Genomic DNA, 18272 nt, shown 5'->3' with positions numbered 1-18272 from the left:
TATACGTGAAGATCCAACAGCTGCGCCATTTCCTGGCAATTGCCGAGGCCGGCACGCTCTCGCGTGCGGCTCAGCATTGCCATATCTCGCAACCGTCGATGTCTGCGTCTCTGCGGAAGCTCGAACGGGACGTTGGCAAATCGCTGTTCGTGCGTCACGCCCATGGCTTGACGCCCACGCAGAGCGGTCGTCAGTTGCAGCAGCATGCGGTCCGTATCCTGCAGGCCGTGGAAGCGGCGCGGGTGAGCCTGGATGATGTGCCCGCCGAACTGACGGGCGAATTGAATGTGGGCGTGACCGAAACCATTTCAGCGTATCTGTTGCCGCGGGTGCTCCGTTGGCAGAAGACAATGCTCCCCGGGCTGGCTATCCATTACATCGAAGACAGCGTGGACGGAATGCAGGCCCAGGTGGCCAATGCCCGTATCGATATAGGACTGATGGTCACGGACAATCTGTCGCCGACCAGCGCGCTGACCTGCGAGGCGTTGTTTACATCGCCCCGGAATCTATGGCTCGCCGCGGGCCATCCTCTGCTGCAACAACCCCGAATCGTGCTGGCAGACGTTGCCAAATATCCTTTCGTGCTGCTCGAGATGGATGAGCATGTGCGTACCTGGGAGCGCTACTGGGGCGCCAGCGCTGCCAAACCCGAGATCGTTTTTCGCAGCCATTCCATCGAGGCGGTGCGCAGCATGGTCGGACAGAAAGGCGGGATAACCATCCTCTCGGATCTCGTTTTTCGTCCATGGACTCTGGACGGCGAACATCTGTCCCGCCGCCGACTGGACGACGAGGTTCCGGGTATGGATATCGGCGTCATTCATTCGGGCGACGCCATGGGCACGCGCCAACAGGCGTTCGTGAACATGCTGCGCCACAACCTCAAGCGAGACGCGCTGCTCGATCAGCAGTCCTGACAGGCGCAGGCAGTGTTGTAATCCGGATACCGATGCAGACGGCTTGCGGTCGATTGTTTTCACATCGACTTTCTTGACGCGGCGACTGCGCGCAGCGCGCACATTTATATCTCGTCATTTGTGCGTGTAATATGCAGCTAATAAGCTGCTTCGAAATAGCCCGGATCATAGATGAGCCGCACCGTCGAACCCGCGCCGCTACCGCGCGCGCAACTGGTGGTTCTGACCGTGGCGCTCTCGCTGGCCGTCTTCATGGGGGCGCTGGATATTTCCATCGCCAATGTGTCGGTGCCCAATATCGCCGGCGACCTGGGCGTGAGCGCGGATCACGGCACATGGATCATCACCGCGTTCGGCGCGGCGCGCGCGATCCTGTTGCCGGTCACCGGCTGGATGGCGCGCCGGGTGGGCGAGCTGCGGCTGTTCATTCTCTCCACACTGGCATTCACGGCGTTTTCGTTGTTGTGCGGGCTGGCGACGACGTTTCCCATGCTGGTCGCGGCGCGCGCACTCCAGGGCGTGGCGGCAGGCCCGGTGATGCCGTTGTCGCAGAGTCTGCTGCTCGCCAACTTCCCGCGCAGCCGGCACGGCTTCGCCAACGGCATCTGGGCGATGATGATTGTCGTGGGCCCCGTCGCCGGGCCGATTCTGGGCGGCTGGATCACGGACAGCTATCACTGGTCGTGGATATTCAATCTCAACGTGCCGATCGGTATCCTCGCGGCCCTGGTGACCTGGCTGCTGCTGGCCGACCGCACGCCCGATACGCGCGTGCAGGGTCAGCGCATGGATCTGGTCGGCCTGCTGTTGCTCAGCGTCGCGGTCATCGCTCTGCAGGTGATGCTGGATCAGGGTAGCGACAAGGCCTGGTTCGATTCGAACTTCATCGTCGGTTGTGCGGTGGTGGCTGTCGTGGCCGCTGCTTTTCTGCTGGTCTGGGAGCTGACCGACGACAATCCGGTGCTCGACCTGGCGCTGTTCGGCCGGCGCAATTTTCTGGTCGCGTCGATCGCGATCACGCTGGGCTACATGACTTATTTCGGCGGCGTGGTGATCCTGCCGCTGTGGCTGCAGACCTATCACGGCTACACCGCCACCTGGGCGGGCATGGCCACCGCCTCGCTCGGCGTCGGTGCCGTGCTGTGCGCGCCGATCGCCGGGCGGCTCAGCGATCGTTTCGATCCGCGCATTCTGGTGACCGTGGGGTTTCTGATCTTCGCGGTCGTATCGTTTCTGAAGGCGGATGCGAGCCCGCAGATCACGTTCGCACAGATCTTCATCACGCGCCTGCCCTGGGGTATTGCTTCGGCGCTGTTCCTGATTCCTCTGTTGACGCTGTCGATGGCGGGTCTGCCCAGCGAGCGCTTCGCCAGCGCTTCCGGGCTGTTCAACTTCATGCGTCTGCTGGCGCTGTCGGCGGGCACCTCGCTCGCGCAGGTGGTCTGGCACCGGCGCAGCGATCTGCATGACCATCATCTGACCGAATCGATTGATGGGCTCGCGCCGAGTACACAGGCATGGTTCGAGCGGGCACAGGATCTGGGCATGAACCACGAGCAGGCGTTGTCGCATCTATCCGAACAGATCAGCGGCCAGGCGGCCCTCATGGGGCTCAACGACGCCTACTGGCTCGCCGGCTGGCTGTTCATCGGTCTGACCGTGCTGATCTGGTTCGCGCGGCCGGAATGATGCGCGCGCACGTCTGACCTCAGGCGGGGGCTTCGACCGGCGCCTCCAGCGCAATCGCGATGGCGTCGTCGACTTCGGCGACGTAACGGATGTCCAGGGCCTCGCGTACGTTGTCGGGAATGTCGTCGGCGTCCTTGCGGTTGCGTTCGGGCAGCATCACCGTCTTGATGCCGGCCTGATGCGCGGCGAGCGTCTTTTCCTTCACGCCGCCGATCGGCAGCACCTGGCCGCGCAGGCTGATCTCGCCGGTCATCGCTACATCCGCGCGTACCTTGCGATCGGTCAGCAGCGATACCAGCGCGGTATAAAGCGCCACGCCTGCGCTGGGGCCGTCCTTCTTGATCGCGCCGGCCGGCACATGGATATGGATATCGGATTTGTCGAGGCGTTCCTGCTCGATGCCGAGCGCTTCGGCGCGTGCCTTGACCAGCGACAGGGCGGCTTGCGCCGATTCCTTCATCACGTCGCCCAGCTGACCGGTGATGGTCAGCCGCCCGGACCCGGGCGATCGGCTGGCCTCGACGAACAGAATATCGCCGCCGGCGGGCGTCCAGGCCAGACCGGTCGATACGCCGGCGACGCTGGTGCGCAGGGCCACCTCGTCCTCGACGCGGCGTGCGCCGATGATGGCCTGCAGATCGTCGGGCTCGATGGTGCCCGGGCCGGTCGCGCCTTCGGCGACCTGGACCGCGGCATGGCGCACGATCGCGCCGATCTGACGCTCGAGATTGCGCAGGCCCGCCTCGCGCGTATAGCCGGCGATCAGCGTGTCCAGGGTGGCATCGCTGATATCGCACTGGCTGCGGTCGAGGCCGGCCTGTTCGAGCTGGCGGTCGACCAGATAACGCTGGGCGATATGGCGTTTCTCCTCGCGGGTATAACCCGGCAGCTCGATGACTTCCATACGATCGCGCAATGGCCCCGGAATGGTGTCGAGCACGTTGGCGGTAGCGATGAACATCACCTTGGACAGATCGAACGGCGTGCCCAGGTAATGATCGTTGAAGCTGTCGTTCTGCGACGGGTCGAGCACTTCCAGCAGGGCCGAGGCCGGGTCGCCGTGGGCCGAGGCGCCTAGCTTGTCCATTTCGTCGAGCATGAACACGGGGTTGCGGGTGCCCGCGCGACGCAACTGGCTGATGATGCTGCCGGGCATTGCGCCGACATAGGTGCGGCGGTGGCCGCGGATCTCGGATTCGTCGTGGACGCCACCGAGCGCGGCGCGTACGAACTCGCGGTTCATGGCACGGGCGATCGAGCGGCCGAGCGACGTCTTGCCCACGCCGGGCGGTCCGACGAAACACAGAATCGGCGCCTTGCCGTCCGGGTTGAGCTTGTGCACGGCCAGATGCTCGAGAATACGACGCTTGATCTTGTCCAGCCCGTAGTGGTCCTCGTCCAGAATCTCGCGTGCGCGTTTGATATCGATGGCGTCTTCGGAGGTGATGTCCCAGGGCAGTTCGGCCATCAGCTCCAGGTAGGTGCGCACCATCGAGTATTCCGCCGACGACTCGGACATGCGCTCGAGACGCTTGAGTTCGCGGTCGGTCTGCTCGGCGGCGTCTTCGGGCAGGCGGGCCTTGTCGAGCGCTTCGCGCAGCCGTTCGGCTTCCTCGGCGACGCTGTCATCCTCGCCCAGCTCGCGCTGGATGGAGCGCATCTGTTCGCGCAGCATGGCCTTGCGCTGGTGTTCGGACATGCGCTGCTGGGTGGCCTGGTTGATATCCTTGGACAGGCGCATGACCTCGAGTCGGTAGTCGAGGAACGACTGCACCAGGTCCAGCCGTGGTTCCAGTTCGACCGCCTCCAGAATCTGTTGTTTTTCCTTGGGTTTGAGGCCCAGATAGCCGGCCGTGGCGTCGGCCAGCAGCGCCGCCGACTCGATCGAGCCAATGGCACCGGCCAGTTCGCGCGAGGGCTGCTCCATCAGTTCGATGGCTTCCAGCGCGCGGTTGCGCAGATTGGTCATGCGCGCATCGATCTGCTTGTCGCCTTCCGGGTCGGGCTCGTCGATCCAGACGACCTTGGCGGTCAGGGCGCCGTGCTCGTCCTCGCCGAATTCACGGATCTTGAAACGCGACACGCCCTGGCAGACCAGATGATGACGGCCGTCGTTGCCGGTGACATAGCGCAGGATATTGGCGACGGTGCCGATCTTGTGCAGGGCGTCGCGGATATCGTCTTTTTCCGCATCGGTGTCGGCCAGCACCAGGCCGACCGGCTGCTCACTGCGCGCCGCGCGCTGGGCGGCCTCGATCGAGGGCTGGCGATCGAGAATCACGGGCATGACCAGTTCCGGGAAGATCACCGTCTCCTGCATCGGCAGAATCGTGATCGTGTCCGGGCGCGGCGGCGTCTTCTGGTTGTAGACCAGCGTAGTGCTCGGGCCCTCGGTCACCTGGGGCGCTTCGTTATTGGGGTCGCTGTGGGATTCGCTCATGGCTAACGCTTGCTCAGGGTCAGATAGAGGCAGCCGTCGCGCAGCTCATGGGCCACGATGACCAATCGCGCCCACGGCAGCACGGCACGCCGTTCGAAATGTCCGTGCGGAATCTCCAGCCGGTGCAGTACCGCATCGCCGGCGGGGGCGGGTACACGCCGCTCGCCGGCCACGAACAGGATATCGCCGCGGATTTCCAGATCGGTCAGCCGGTCCTCCGACACGCCGGGCAGGGCGACGATGACGTAGACCGCGTCTGCGGTTTCGAACACATCCACCGGCGGCTCCCACTGGCGTCGCGGGCGCGGGCTGGCACGGCGAAAGAACTGCCGCTGTATCCGTTCGGCGCGTTCCTGGCCCCGTATGGCATGCGCCCACATCCAGGTGTCGAGATCGTCAACTGACATCGCAGACTCCGCTTGCGTCACTGCGCGGAACATAGCGACGCCCGCGCTCGGAAACAAGCGGCCTCGGCCGTCGGCTAGAATCCGAATAGCCAGACCAGCAGTGGCACCAGCAGGGCCGTCAGCGCACCGTTGAGCCCCATGGCAAGTCCGGAAAAAGCCCCCGCGCGTTCGCTGTGCTCGAACGCGCGCGCGGTGCCGATGCCATGGGCGGCCACGCCGATCGCGAACCCCTTGGCCACCGGATCACGCAGCCCCAGCAGGCGCAGCAGCGGAATACCGATCACCGCGCCGGTGATGCCGGTGAGGATGACCAGCACGGCGGTGAGCGAGGGCAGTCCGCCGATCTCGTCGGCCACGCCCATCGCGATCGGCGTGGTGACCGACTTCGGCAGCATCGACAGCAGGGTTTCGGGCGTGAGCCCCAGCGCCCAGCCGAGCGCCATGGCGGATAAAACGGCGGTGACCGAGCCGGCGGTGAGAGCGATCGCGATCGGCAACCACAGCCGCTTGAGTTCCTGGGCCTGCGTGGCCAATGGGACGGCCAGCGCGACGGTGGCCGGGCCGAGCAGGAAATGGATGAACTGGGCGCCATCGAAATAGGCGTGGTAGGGCGTGCCGGTCGCCAGCAGCACGAGCACCAGCACTGTGACGCTCACCAGCACCGGGTTGAGCAACGGAAAATCGTGCGTGCTTCGATACAGCCGCTGGGCCAGCCAGAACACGATCAGGGTGACGGCGAGCCACAGCAGCGGCGTTTCCGCCAGATAGACCCAGATACGGCTGATGCTGCCGCCCACCTCAAGCGTCCTTGCGCGGCATGAGCGCGCGCAGGGTGAACGCGGTGACCACCATGGTCAGGGCCGTACTCACCACTAACGTGATGGCGATCGCGATCCATTCATCGGCGACCCGGGCCAGATGGGTGATGATGCCGACGCCGGCCGGCACGAACAGCAGCGCCAGGTAGTTCAGCAATCCACGGCTGGTGTTGGAAAACGCCACGGGCGTGTGACCACGAATCAACAGGGCAGTGGACAGCAGGATCATGCCCAGCACCGGACCGGGCAACGGCAGCCCGGTCAGACGCACGCACACCTCGCCGGCGAGTTGAAATAAAAGCAGGGCGGCCAGACTTCCGATCATTGCGACTCCCCAACAAGAGCAGGACTTGATTATGTACGAAACTCGGTAGGCTTCGACCCGGCGCACCGAACGGGTAGCTTGATAAGAAAGCGTTCCTCACGCAGAGCCGCCGAGGCGCACAAAAGAAGTACGACTGTCGACGGACCGCTATGTTGTCTTCTTCGCGTCTTGGCGTCTTTGCGTGAAACGGTCGTCGGGCAATAAAAAGGCCCGACATGACTGCCGGGCCTGATGGAGGACGTTCGCTGTCGGTCTAGTCGTCGAAGTAGGTGAACGTCTCGCCGGGCGTGATCGTCTTCACCGACTCGTGGATGAGGCGAATGACGTTTTCAACGTCGTCGCGATGCACCATCTCCACCGTCGTGTGCATGTAGCGCAGCGCGAGCGCGATCAACGCCGAGGGCACGCCTTCGTTGCTGTAGGCAAAGGCATCGGTGTCGGTGCCGGTCGCCGGCGCGCTGGCCATGCGCTGGAACGGGATCTTTTGTTTTTCCGCGGTGGCGATCAGATGCTCGCGCAGGTTGTTCTGGACCGCCGGCGCGTAGGTGATCACCGGCCCCTGGCCGATCTTGGCGGTGCCGTGCTTCTTCTGTTCGATCATCGGCGTGGTGGTGTCGTGGGTGACGTCGGTGACGATTGCCACGTCCGGCTTGATACGCGTGGCGATCATGCCCGCACCCTTGAGGCCGACTTCCTCCTGTACCGAGTTGACCACATAGAGGCCGAAATCGGGCCGCTTGCCGGACTCGTGAATCAGGCGCGCGACTTCCGCGATCATGAAGCCGCCCATGCGGTTGTCGATCGCACGGCAGACGAACTTGTCCTTGTTGAGCACAAAGAACTCGTCCGGGTAGTTCACCACGCAGCCGACGTGGATGCCCATGGCCTCGACCTGATCCTTGTCACTGGCGCCGACGTCGATGAAGATCGTATCGGTACTCGGCGCTTTCTCCTTGGTCGGATTACGGGTATGGATTGCCGGCCAGCCGAACACGCCGTCGACAATGCCGTTTTTGGTATGGATATTCACCCGCTTGGACGGGGCGATCTGGTGATCGCTGCCGCCGTTGCGCAGCACGTAGATCAGGCCGTCATCGGTGATGTGGTTCACATACCAGGCGATCTCGTCGGCATGGCCTTCGATGACGACCTTGTACTCGGCGTCGGGATTGATCACGCCGACGGCCGAGCCGTAGGGGTCGGTGATGAACTCGTCGACATAGGGACGCAGATAGTCCATCCAGAGTTTCTGGCCGGGTTTTTCATAGCCGGTGGGCGAGGCGTTGTTGAGATAGCGCTCGAGAAAATCCAGCGAGTCGTCGGTGAGTATCGATTTCTTGGCGGCCATTCAGGGGTCTCGTTGTCGTCGGGCGGGGTCGTGCCGCTCGAACCGGAAATACAGCCCGCTATTGTCGGCCTGCACCGGTGCCCGTTCAAGCGGGTTCGGCGCGACCCGCGCCGGGATCAGGATTCGACCTGCTCGCAGCTTTCGATCGGGTCGCCGGTGCTGCCGTCGTCGGCATGTTCGTAGAGCGTGCCCTCGGCGCCCGGGCCGGTGCCACGGGTCCACCATTCCAGCGCATCGCCGACATAGCGGGCGCCATCGGCCGAGCGCGCGACGCGCATCTGGTAGGTCGTGCCCTGGTACTGGACCACCGCGTCGTCGGTGGTGGGATAGCTGGCGCTGATCTTCGTGCCACTGTCGCAGGCATAGCGCGACAGGGTGATCGCCTGGGTCTGTTGCGCCGGCGCGCGGGTTGCATTGGGCGGACGCGCGGGCAGCGTGTCCGGCGCGCAGGCGGCCAGACCGAGCGTTGCGAGTGAAACCAAGATGACGACAGTGGATTTTGCGGGCATGGCTGGCCAATACAGTGAAAGGTGTTTGCAAGCATCGCATACCCGCGCCGATCTGCCGAGTCGCCTGCGGCACGCCGCGATTGGCGAATTGATGCTAATTTGAGCCGCGTGAAAACAGTGGCTTAGCCGGAGGCTCTATAGTGAAACGTGGCCGCAAAATCGGAATCGGGATCGGTGGCCTGATCGTCGTCGTACTGGTCGTGGTCGTGTTGCTGCTGACGTTCTTCGACTGGAATCGGGTCAAGCCGATGATCAACGAGCAGGTCTCGGCCGCGCTGCACCGGCCGTTCGCCATTCGCGGTGATCTCGGCCTCGACTGGGAACGCCAGCGTGATGCCGGCGGCTTCAAGGCCTGGGTGCCGTGGCCGCATGTGCACGCCGAAGACGTCATGCTCGGCAACCCGGAGAGTTTCGACGAAAAGACAATGGCCACGGTCAAACGCGTGGACGTATGGCTGTCGCCGCTGCCGCTGCTGTCGCAGCGGGTATCGATTCCCCGCATTCAGGTAGCCGGCGCGGACGCCGACCTGATCCGTCGCGCCGACGGCAAGGACAACTGGACGTTCGATCTCGGCAGCGAGGAGACGCCGAAAGAGGACGCCGCGCCCTCCGCCTGGACGGTATCCATGGACGCGCTCGTCTTCGACCAGGGCAACGTGCATTTTCAGGACGCCACCCTCGACGCCGATTTCGAGATCCAGGTCGATCCGCTGGGCAAGGCGGTGCCCTTCTCTCAGATCACCGGCGCCGCCGATGACGACGCCGACGTGAACGTCGGCGACTATGTGTTCGGCTGGAAGATCGACGGGCGCTACAAGGGCGCGCCGCTGTCGGGCAGTGGCAAACTGGGCGGCGTGCTTGCCATGCAGAGCGCCGATCAGCCGTTCCCGGTCCAGGCGGACGTGCGCTCCGGCAGCACGCGTGTGCAGGTCGCCGGCACGATCACGCAACCGCTGAACTTCGGCGGCGCCGATCTCGATCTGTCGTTCTCGGGTCAGAGTCTCGACAACCTCTATGCTCTGACCGGCATTACGCTGCCGGCCACGCCGCCGTATTCCACCCACGGCCATCTCCAGGTGAAGTTCGATACCGCCAAGGGCTCGCGGTTTGCGTATCGCGATTTCGGCGGCCAGATCGGCGACAGCGATATCGGCGGCACGCTGGTCTACGATCAGGCCGGCGCACGCCCGAAACTCAGCGGCGACGTAGTCTCCAAACAGCTTCGTTTTGCCGACCTGGCGCCCCTGATCGGGGCCGATTCGAACGAGCACAAGGAAGAGCGCGGCGTGGAAAGCCGCCAGCCGGCGGACAAGGTGCTGCCGGTGGAGGAATTCAACACCGAGCGCTGGTCGGATATGGATGCCGACGTCAAATTCCGGGCCAAGCGCATCGAACACGGCGATACGCTGCCCCTTACCGATCTGCACACCCATCTGGTGCTTAATGACGGCACGCTGCTGCTCGATCCGCTGAGTTTCGGCGTGGCCGGCGGCAACCTCAACACCACGCTGCGCCTGTCCGGCAACGAGTCACCGATGAAAGGCCGGGTGGATCTGCATGCGCGCCGGATGCAACTCGATCAGATGGTGCCGGCGGTCGAAGCGCTCGATGGCAGCCTCGGTCAGATCAACGGCGATGCCACGTTCAGCGGCACCGGCAACTCGGTCGCCGCGCTGCTGGGTGGCGGCGACGGCCGACTGACCGTGCTCATCAACCGCGGCGCGATCAGCCGCAATCTGATGGAGCTGGCGGGCCTGAACGTGGGCAATTTCATCGTCGGCAAACTGTTCGGCGACGAGCAGGTTAAGATCAACTGCGCGGCGGCGGATATCCCGATCAAGAAAGGGCTGGCCACGCCCAACGTCTTTGTCTTCGATACCGAAAACGCGATCATCAACATCACCGGCGATACCGACTTCGCCACCGAAGACCTGGATCTGACCATCACCCCCAAGAGCAAGGGTCCGCGCCTGTTCACGCTGCGCTCGCCGTTGTACGTGCACGGCACGTTCGCCAACCCTTCACCAGGGGTAGAGGCCAAGCCGCTGCTCGCGCGCGGCGCGGCCGCGGTCGCCCTCGGCGTGGTGGCGACGCCGGCGGCATCGCTGCTGGCGCTGATCTCACCCACCAGCGGCGAGGAAAACCAGTGCGCACCGGTACTCCAGCAGATCAAGGCCGCGGAGAAGAAGTCCGGTGGCTCGGGCAGCTGATCAGGCGAACGCCATTCTGAGCGGCGTTGAATTGCTGCGTGCCGCGAAAAGTCGCTGGCTCGCACTCAAAAACAAACGAATACAGGCAGGTCTTATCCGCAGATGTACGCAGAAGAAACTTGTTACGTACAACGCTAAGCTCGCTATTTCGATGTCGATCCAGACATCAGAGCCATTCAAGTAAAACCGTTTCACGCAAAGTCGCGAAGACGCCAAGAATCGTAAGACCCAGCCTGTAATACAAGTCCATTGTTCCAGTGCGCCGTCGCGCCTTTGCGTGAGGCATCCGGTTAGCGTGACCCTGCCCAGTCAAACCGGGTGGGTCTCATACCCAATCGAGGGAAAAAAGACGCCGAACGCCTGTATTGAATCTGCGTATATCTGCGTCATCTGCGGATAAATTCTCGCTCTTGCCCGTGGCCCCGGTGCGTAGCTCCTAGTGTCCGACGCGAAGTGACCATTCCGACACCCCGGCGGCACGAGCGATTTCAGCGCTCCTGATTCGGCCGGTGCATCTTGAACAGCGCCTCGGCTGTGATCTCGAAATAATCGGCCGGGCCGCCGCCGCGGAGAATCGGCGCGGCGGCAGCGGTGTCGTAGACGCCGTCCACCAGCAGATGTCTGGCGATATGTACGCCGACGACTTCACCGAGCACCAGCCAGGTCTCGGTTTCGGTGCCGTCGGCGCCGGTCAGGCGAATCAGCTGGCTCAACCGGCACTCGAACGATACCTGCGCTTCGGCCACCCGCGGTGCGCCGATCACCCGCGACGGCGTCGGCGTGAGATTGGCGAGCGCGAACTCGTCGACGTCCGGATCGACGGCTTCGCAGCTGGCGTTCATCTGTTCGGCCAGCGGCCGGGTGGCCAGATTCCAGCCGAATTCCCCGGTGCGTTCGATATTGGCCACGCTGTCCTTGTAGCCCACGCTGGCGAAACCGACGATCGGCGGCGTGTAGTTGAAGGCGTTGAAGAAGCTGTACGGGGCCAGATTGAGGGTGCCGTGTTCGTCGGCCGACGAAATCCAGCCAATCGGCCGCGGAGCGACGATGGCGTTGAACGGATTGTGCGGCAGGCCGTGGCCGGCCCTGGGTTCATAGAAATGAATATCGTCCGACATGTCCACCCTCGGGTCGTGAAACGCTGGCTGCGACGGTTGCAGCGATTACCCGAAAGCCTACCTGATTCACGCCGTCGCGCGGCGCGTCGTATGACGTTCAGAAAAATATCCACGCGGGCGGGCGAGGCCGCGGCACTCAGGCGTTGGCCTCGAGCCTGTCGACGATATGTTCCGCGATCGGCATGGCCGATGTCGCCGCGGGCGAGGGCGCATTGCAGACATGCAGCGAACGAGGTGTTTCGGTGAACAGGAAATCACCGACCAGCGTGCCGTCGCGGGTGACCGCCTGAGCGCGTACGCCGGCCGGGTGGGCTTCGAGATCATTGAGCGTGAGGGCCGGGCAATAGCGATTCACCTGGGCCAGGTAGCCGCGCTTGGACAGCGAGTTCTTCAGCTCGGCCAGGCCGGGGCGGATATGGCCGCGCAACATGCGGCGAATGCCGGGGAAGGTGAGCATGGCGGCGGTATCGCGCAGGCTGATATCGAACTTGGTATAGCCCTCGCGGCGCAGGGCGAGCACGGCATTCGGCCCGACCGTGATCGAACCGTCGATCATGGGGGTGAGATGCACGCCCAGAAACGGCATCGCCGGATCCGGTACCGGATAGATCAGATGCGACACGATATCGGTCCGGGACGCAGCCAGGCGATAATATTCGCCACGAAACGGGCAGATTCGAAAATCCGGCTCGATGCCGAGCATGGCGACCACGCGGTCCGCCATCAGCCCGGCGCAGGCCACCAGCCGGTGGGCATGCAGGCTTTCGTGGCCGGTCTCGACCACGATCTCACTGGCGTATTCCTGTAGACCGGTGACCGCTCGGTTGCAGAGGATCTCGCCGCCGGCCTGCTCGAACTCGCGGGCAAGAGCGGCGCCGACCGCGCGATAGTCGACGATACCGCTGCTCGACACATGGATGGCGGCGACGCCGCGCACGTTGGGCTCGCGTTCCTTGAGCGCGTCGGCGTCGAGCCATTCGCGTTGGAGTCCGTTTTCGCCGATACGCGTCCACAGTTCCTTGAGGCCGGCCAGCTCCGCCGCGTTGGTGGCGACCAGCAGCTTGCCGGGGATGCGATAGGCGATGCCGTGGGCGTCGCACAGCGCGCGTGTGGCGGCATTGCCCGCGGTGCAGAACATCGCCTTCATCGATCCGGGCGGGTAATAGACGCCGGCGTGGATGACACCGGAATTGTGGCCGGTCTGATGGGCGTTGAGTTCGGCTTCTTTTTCCAGCAGCGCGGCGCGGGCGCCCGGTTGGCGGCGCAACAATTCGCGGGCGGTGGCCAGGCCGACGATGCCGCCGCCGATGATGAGATAGTCGTACATGGGGTGATTGTACTCAGTGACGCCGCCGCGCTGACGAACCCAGCAGGGACGCTTCGGTGAGATCGATATCGGCGACTATCCGGCGCAGGGTTTCGTCGTTGATACGAAAGCTGTGGCGCAACCGGTAGAGTTCGTCGCGCTCGGCGCGCAGGGCGGTCAGGCGCAGCTGCTTCTCGATATCGAAGCCGCGGCGCATGCGCTGGCTTTCCTCGCCGTCGTTGTCCGGGTCCAGACGCGGCTTGTAGCCGGCGATCACGCGCGCGCCGACTTCGGCGTAGAGGCTGCTTTCTGGGTCGTCCGAATCCTTCGTCTGCTGCTTCTGTTCGGCCTCCAGTGCCTTGAGCGCCGCGCGTGCGGCGAGTACGCGTGCGTCGCGCTCCTCGCGGGCGCGTGGATCGCCGTCGGGCATCTTTACCGAACGCAGCAGCGGCGGCAGGCCGACGCTGCCGATGGTCAGCGACAGCAGAATCACGCCCGCGGCGATGAACACGAGCACGCCGCGTGCGGGAAAGGTGGATCCGTCCTCGACCGCCAGCGGCAGCGACAGCACCGCTGCCAGGGTAATGGCACCGCGCACGCCGGCCAGCGTGGTGATCGTGATCACCCGCGTACTCAGCCGCGGGACGATCTCGCCCTTGTAGCGGGCGCGCAGCACCATCAGACGCAGCAGTACCCAGATCCACAGGTAGCGCGTGACCAGCAGTACCCCCATGATCGCGGCGATGAACAGGCCCAGATGCCAGAAACCGCCGCCGCCGATCTCGTTCATGCTCTGCTGCGCATGACCGAGGATCTTGGGCATCTGTAGCCCGAGCAGCAAAAACACGATGCCGTTGAACACGAATTCGAGCATCGACCACATGCTGTTGGTCTGCATGCGGGTGGCGAGTTCGCCCTTGAGGGTATTGACGCTGTTGAGCGTCATGCCGGCCGCCACCGCCGACAGGATGCCGGATACGCCCAGTTGCTCGCCGAGCAGGTAGGCCGCGAACGGAATCAACATGAGCAGGGCGACATGACTGGTCGGGTCGTCGCCGCGCCAGCGGGTCAGATAGCCGCGAATCCAGCTGAACACCCAGGCCAGCGCCACGCCTACCGCGAGCCCGCCGGCGGCGATCAGACAGAAGCTCAATGCGGCCTGCGGCAGCGAGAAGCTGCCGGTCAGCGCCGCGGCGATCGCGAAGCGCAGGGCCACCAGTCCCGAGGCATCGTTCATCAGCGCTTCGCCCTGCAGGATATGCAGCAGACGCCCGGGAATCGGCGTGCTGCCGGAAATCGCCGATACCGCCACCGCGTCGGTCGGCGAGAGGACGGCGCCCAGCGCGAAGCCCGCGGACAGTGGAATGGCCGGAATCATCCAGTGTACGAAATAGCCGACCAGCACCACCGTGACCATCACCAGACCCAGAGCGAGGGCGGCAATCGGAACCCCAAGCTTGCGGAACTCGCGGCGCGGCATGCGCCAGCCGTCGGCAAACAGCAGCGGCGGGATGAACAACAGAAAGAACAATTCCGGCTCGAGCGTGATGTGCAGGCCGAAACCGGGCAGGGCGAGGGCCGCGCCGATCGCGATCTGGACCAGCGGCTTGGGCAGCGCGACCGGCAGCAGGCCCATGAGCACGCCGGACAGCGCGACCGCGAGAAGCAGTATCAGGCTCGTGAAGACGATATCCATGGGCGGCAATCGCAGGCGAAGAATGACAGGACGGATCGAGGGCCAGGGCCTGAACCAGGCGCTGGCGTGTATTGTGCAACAGTCGCTGGAATCCGGGACGATGGCGACTGACAGCCGCCGTGGCGGCTATCATCGGTACAAGGACTCGCAATCGACGGAAATAGTTCATGCAGGAATGGGTAGAACGGGCCATCGCCAAGTGGCCGAACGTGCCGGCGCTGTTCGGCTGGCTCGGCCTCACGCGGCGCGGACACTGGCTCATCCAGGGCGAGCGCATCACCCACCCGCGTATTGTCGACGCGATTGCCAACAACTATGCCTGCGACACGCACGGTCGCTGGTTTTTCCAGAACGGCCCGCAGCGTGGCTATATCGCGCTGGAATACACGCCGTTGATCGCGCGCGTGCAGGCCGATGATCGTCTGCTCACCCATACCGGGCAGGTGATCGAGTCTGCCCGCGCGCTGTATCTGGACGAAAACAGCGCCGCGATCCTGGATACGCCCGACGGCGCGGCGCTGATCGAGGGCGCCGATCTCGCCTGGGTGCTCGAGCATCTGCGCGACGGCGACAGTGAAATAGACGACGAGGCGCTCGCCGCGGCCCTGGCCACGCCCAGCGGCGACACCACCGAACTCACGCTCATGGCCTTCGATACCCGTCTGCCCGTTCATCGCTGTGATGCCGACGCCTTGCCGGCTCGCCTGGGTTTCGTGCGCGACCCGGAGCCACGCGACGACGAAGCCGAGTCATAAGCCATCACCGGCCTGATATCGTAAATCCCGGTCGCGCGTTCACCGCCGCCGCCCCACAGCCCATCGCGAGTACTGCCGTGTCCGATCATGCCATCAGCCAGTTTCCTGTTCCCGCCGAAGCGGACCTGCCCGAGGATATCCGCGCGCGCATCCTCGCCGTGCAGGACAAAGCCGGTTTCGTGCCCAACGTGTTCTGGGTGCTCGCCCAGCGCCCGGAGGAGTTTCGGGCGTTCTTCGCCTACCACGACGCGCTCATGGACAAGGACAGCGGGCTGACCAAGGGCGAGCGCGAGATGATCGTGGTGGCCACCTCGGGCATCAACCAGTGTCAGTACTGCGTGGTGGCGCACGGCGCGATCCTGCGTATCCGCGAGGCCAATCCGCTGATCGCCGACCAGATCGCCACCAACTATCGCAAGGCCGACATCACGCCGCGCCAGAAAGCGATGCTGGATTTCGCGGTCAAGGTCTCCGTCTCGGCCCATACCGTCGGACCGGACGATCACGCGGTGCTAGAAGGTTACGGGTTCTCGCGCGACGATGTCTGGGATATCGGCGCCATCGCGGCCTTCTTCGCGTTGTCCAACCGCATGGCCAATCTCACCGCCATGCGGCCGAACGACGAATTTTATCTGATGGGGCGGCTGCCGCCCGAGCCGCGGGCCTGAGTCCGCGCGTGGCCGGGCATCATCGCTGGGACGCGCTCAGCGCGCCCGAACTCGACGCGCTGGTCGACGACCGTACGGTCGCGGTCCTGCCGGTGGCGGCGGTGGAACAACACGGCGGCCACCTGCCGCTGGCCACCGACGTGATCATTGGCGAGGGATTGCTGGCGGCGGCACTGGCGCGGTCCGTCGGCCGGGCCGGTACGGTCCTGATCCTGCCGACGCTGGCCATCGGCTCCAGTCTCGAACATACGGCGTTCAGCGGCACGCTGAGCCTCGCCCCGGAAACCGCGATTGCCGTGATCGAGTCGATCGGCACGTCGGTGGCACGCGCCGGCATCCGGCGGCTGCTGATCTTCAACAGCCACGGCGGCAACAAGGCGGTGATCGATATTGCCGCGCTCAAGCTCCGGGCGGCTCAGCGCATGCTGGTGGTCAAGGCCAACTATTTCCGGTTCGCGCCACCGGCCGATGCACTGCCGGCGCGGGAACTGGCCCACGGTCTGCACGGCGGTGCGCTGGAGACATCGTTGATGCTGCATTTCGCGCCGGACCAGGTCCGGGTCGATCGACTCGAGGATGCCCAGTCGCTGGGCGCGACGCGCGCGGATGTCGGGGCGACGCTGGGCCCGGAGGGCGACGCGGGTTTCGCCTGGATGGCGCAGGACCTGCACGCCAGCGGTGTTACCGGCAACGCCCGCCTGGCCAGCGCGGAACAGGGCGCACGCCTGAGTGCCCATTTTGCCGCGCGTCTGGCCACGCTCATCGATGAGGCCAGTACCTTCGAGCTGGACGCGCTGAACGATTGACGGCTAGCCGGGCTCGCCGTCGTTGATCAGATCGTCGTCGGGCGCGGTGCCGAGGACGTTATCCAGCCAGTGGCCGGCGCGTGTTGCCTTGGCGGTGAGGTAGCGCCGGTTCTGGGTCGTCAGCCGTCCGTAGATGCCACTGCGCTGCACCACGGTGATGCCGCCCTGGCTCAGGGCGCGGATCTTGGCGGGGTTGTTGGTAAGCAGTTCCACCCGGCGGATCTCGAGCTGGGCAAGCATCTCCAGGGCCACGTTGTAGTCGCGTTCGTCGTCGCCAAAGCCCAGCACATGATCGGCGTCCATGGTATCCAGGCCGCCGTCCTGCAGGCTGTAGGCCCGAAGCTTGTTGGCCAGACCGATGCCCCGGCCTTCCTGGGCCAGATAGAGCAGCACGCCGCCGCCGCGCTGGGCGATAGTGGCGACGCTGCTGCGCAGCTGTTCACCGCAGTCGCAGCGCAGGCTGCCGAACAGATCGCCGGTGAGACAGGCCGAATGCATGCGGATGGGCACCGCATCGGACCAGTGCTGCGGCTCGCCGATCACCAGCGCCACATGCTCGCGCAGGCCATCGGCTTCACGAAAGAGTACGAAGCGGGTCTGTTCGGATTCCGTCAGCGGCACGTCGGCGGCGCTGATACGCTTGAGAAAACGCGGCGCGGTCTGTTCATACGCGCTGATCGCATCGGTTTTCACGGCAAGCAGATCGCCGGCGTCGACGCGCGCCCGCAGGGGCGCGGCCTGTTCCGCTGCGACGTTCGCCACCACCGCGGCCGGAATCAGCAGGCCGCGCCGCATCAGCGTCAGGGCGGCTTCGTCATTGGCGGCCATCGCCTGCGTCGCGTGCTCGGGTCGGGTCTGCGGCGTGCGTGCACAGGCCCAGTCGACGATCGTAGCCGCGCGATCACCCGCGGCGATCGGTAGTGACGCCGCGCACGCGCTGATAGCCAGCCCCAGACGCTCGAGGCGGTGGCGGGTGAGTACCAGCCGGCAGGCGTTACCGCCAGCCGTGCTCAGACGGGCCAGCGCGGCGTCATCGAGCCCTTCCACCGGCGCGACCAGGGTATCGCCGGCGTCGCCGCGTACGAGCACCGGCAAGCCGCGCCGCAAATCGAAAATCGAACGTTCAACCTGTCGCATGAAACCTCTCTTCCATGTGGCCGCGACACCGATGCTTCGGCATCCGGCACACTGCGAAATTCGTTTGTTCCGGGACGATACGTGTCGCCGTCAGTAACCAGGTGCCGCGGCAATGGGGTT

The 18272-nt window shown here is 64.7% G+C and carries 16 protein-coding genes; 6 read left to right on the top strand and 10 right to left on the bottom strand.

Translation table 11 applies throughout. The features are described 5' to 3' along the window. Positions 1–5 precede the first annotated feature (5 nt). The gene (locus ACFOSU_RS11830) at positions 6–920 is read left to right on the top strand and encodes a LysR family transcriptional regulator (RefSeq protein ID WP_380689843.1); all 915 of its coding nucleotides are present in this window, start codon (positions 6–8) and stop codon (positions 918–920) included. 171 nt (positions 921–1091) lie between these two features. Continuing rightward, positions 1092–2609, top strand: a complete 1518-nt coding sequence (locus tag ACFOSU_RS11825; protein WP_380689841.1) for a DHA2 family efflux MFS transporter permease subunit — start codon at positions 1092–1094, stop codon at positions 2607–2609. A gap of 19 nt (positions 2610–2628) precedes the next feature. On the opposite strand, the gene lon is transcribed toward ACFOSU_RS11825, so the two are convergent. The 6 genes from lon to ACFOSU_RS11795 all read right to left on the bottom strand — a co-directional run bounded on the left by lon (position 2629) and on the right by ACFOSU_RS11795 (position 8429). After that, on the bottom strand, positions 2629–5049 hold the full coding sequence (gene lon, locus ACFOSU_RS11820; RefSeq protein WP_380689840.1) for an endopeptidase La: 2421 nt from the start codon (positions 5047–5049) through the stop codon (positions 2629–2631). Between the two features lie 2 nt (positions 5050–5051). Further along, the gene (locus ACFOSU_RS11815) at positions 5052–5456 is read right to left on the bottom strand and encodes an Hsp20/alpha crystallin family protein (RefSeq protein ID WP_380689838.1); all 405 of its coding nucleotides are present in this window, start codon (positions 5454–5456) and stop codon (positions 5052–5054) included. Between the two features lie 74 nt (positions 5457–5530). Beyond that, on the bottom strand, positions 5531–6253 hold the full coding sequence (locus tag ACFOSU_RS11810) for an LrgB family protein (RefSeq protein ID WP_380689836.1): 723 nt from the start codon (positions 6251–6253) through the stop codon (positions 5531–5533). Between the two features lies 1 nt (position 6254). After that, a complete protein-coding gene (locus ACFOSU_RS11805; protein WP_380689834.1) occupies positions 6255–6599 on the bottom strand; it encodes a CidA/LrgA family protein in 345 nt (114 codons plus the stop codon). 253 nt (positions 6600–6852) lie between these two features. After that, a complete protein-coding gene (locus ACFOSU_RS11800) occupies positions 6853–7947 on the bottom strand; it encodes a M42 family metallopeptidase (protein WP_380689832.1) in 1095 nt (364 codons plus the stop codon). A gap of 116 nt (positions 7948–8063) precedes the next feature. Beyond that, a complete protein-coding gene (locus ACFOSU_RS11795) occupies positions 8064–8429 on the bottom strand; it encodes an MliC family protein (protein WP_380689830.1) in 366 nt (121 codons plus the stop codon). Between the two features lie 167 nt (positions 8430–8596). On the opposite strand from ACFOSU_RS11795, the gene ACFOSU_RS11790 reads away from it, so the two are divergent. Then, on the top strand, positions 8597–10666 hold the full coding sequence (locus ACFOSU_RS11790; RefSeq protein ID WP_380689828.1) for an AsmA family protein: 2070 nt from the start codon (positions 8597–8599) through the stop codon (positions 10664–10666). A gap of 488 nt (positions 10667–11154) precedes the next feature. On the opposite strand, the gene ACFOSU_RS11785 is transcribed toward ACFOSU_RS11790, so the two are convergent. From ACFOSU_RS11785 to ACFOSU_RS11775, 3 genes are all read right to left on the bottom strand, one after another. Next, entirely contained in the window at positions 11155–11784 is a 630-nt protein-coding gene (locus ACFOSU_RS11785) for a flavin reductase family protein (RefSeq protein ID WP_380689826.1), read from the bottom strand. Between the two features lie 136 nt (positions 11785–11920). Beyond that, complete coding sequence (gene lhgO, locus ACFOSU_RS11780; protein ID WP_380689824.1) at positions 11921–13111, bottom strand: L-2-hydroxyglutarate oxidase; 1191 nt, start codon at positions 13109–13111, stop codon at positions 11921–11923. A 13-nt stretch (positions 13112–13124) separates the two neighbouring features. Continuing rightward, the gene (locus ACFOSU_RS11775; RefSeq protein ID WP_380689822.1) at positions 13125–14786 is read right to left on the bottom strand and encodes a Na+/H+ antiporter; all 1662 of its coding nucleotides are present in this window, start codon (positions 14784–14786) and stop codon (positions 13125–13127) included. A 167-nt stretch (positions 14787–14953) separates the two neighbouring features. On the opposite strand from ACFOSU_RS11775, the gene ACFOSU_RS11770 reads away from it, so the two are divergent. From ACFOSU_RS11770 to ACFOSU_RS11760, 3 genes are all read left to right on the top strand, one after another. Further along, positions 14954–15541, top strand: a complete 588-nt coding sequence (locus tag ACFOSU_RS11770) for a DUF2946 family protein (RefSeq protein ID WP_380689820.1) — start codon at positions 14954–14956, stop codon at positions 15539–15541. 77 nt (positions 15542–15618) lie between these two features. Further along, positions 15619–16209 (top strand): peroxidase-related enzyme, encoded by a 591-nt coding sequence (locus ACFOSU_RS11765; RefSeq protein ID WP_380689818.1) that lies wholly within the window; start codon positions 15619–15621, stop codon positions 16207–16209. Positions 16210–16217: 8 nt separating this feature from the next. Next, positions 16218–17015: a creatininase family protein gene (locus ACFOSU_RS11760; RefSeq protein ID WP_380689816.1), complete on the top strand. Its 798-nt coding sequence runs from the start codon at positions 16218–16220 to the stop codon at positions 17013–17015. A gap of 3 nt (positions 17016–17018) precedes the next feature. Here ACFOSU_RS11760 and ACFOSU_RS11755 read toward each other — a convergent pair whose 3' ends face one another. Continuing rightward, positions 17019–18152 (bottom strand): GTP cyclohydrolase II, encoded by a 1134-nt coding sequence (locus tag ACFOSU_RS11755; protein ID WP_380689814.1) that lies wholly within the window; start codon positions 18150–18152, stop codon positions 17019–17021. Positions 18153–18272 lie beyond the last annotated feature (120 nt).

This window comes from Salinisphaera aquimarina, assembly GCF_042643355.1.
Lineage (GTDB): Bacteria > Pseudomonadota > Gammaproteobacteria > Nevskiales > Salinisphaeraceae > Salinisphaera > Salinisphaera aquimarina.
This window is presented reverse-complemented; position numbering and strand designations above follow the sequence as displayed.

Bases quoted from the DNA above. Each gene is read 5' to 3' on its own strand.
- ACFOSU_RS11825 (WP_380689841.1), top strand. From the start codon at position 1,092: ATGAGCCGCACCGTCGAACCCGCGCCGCTACCGCGCGCGCAACTGGTG.
- lon (WP_380689840.1), bottom strand. From the start codon at position 5,049: ATGAGCGAATCCCACAGCGACCCCAATAACGAAGCGCCCCAGGTGACC.
- ACFOSU_RS11815 (WP_380689838.1), bottom strand. From the start codon at position 5,456: ATGTCAGTTGACGATCTCGACACCTGGATGTGGGCGCATGCCATACGG.
- ACFOSU_RS11805 (WP_380689834.1), bottom strand. From the start codon at position 6,599: ATGATCGGAAGTCTGGCCGCCCTGCTTTTATTTCAACTCGCCGGCGAG.
- ACFOSU_RS11800 (WP_380689832.1), bottom strand. From the start codon at position 7,947: ATGGCCGCCAAGAAATCGATACTCACCGACGACTCGCTGGATTTTCTC.
- ACFOSU_RS11785 (WP_380689826.1), bottom strand. From the start codon at position 11,784: ATGTCGGACGATATTCATTTCTATGAACCCAGGGCCGGCCACGGCCTG.
- lhgO (WP_380689824.1), bottom strand. From the start codon at position 13,111: ATGTACGACTATCTCATCATCGGCGGCGGCATCGTCGGCCTGGCCACC.
- ACFOSU_RS11775 (WP_380689822.1), bottom strand. From the start codon at position 14,786: ATGGATATCGTCTTCACGAGCCTGATACTGCTTCTCGCGGTCGCGCTG.
- ACFOSU_RS11770 (WP_380689820.1), top strand. From the start codon at position 14,954: ATGCAGGAATGGGTAGAACGGGCCATCGCCAAGTGGCCGAACGTGCCG.
- ACFOSU_RS11755 (WP_380689814.1), bottom strand. From the start codon at position 18,152: ATGCGACAGGTTGAACGTTCGATTTTCGATTTGCGGCGCGGCTTGCCG.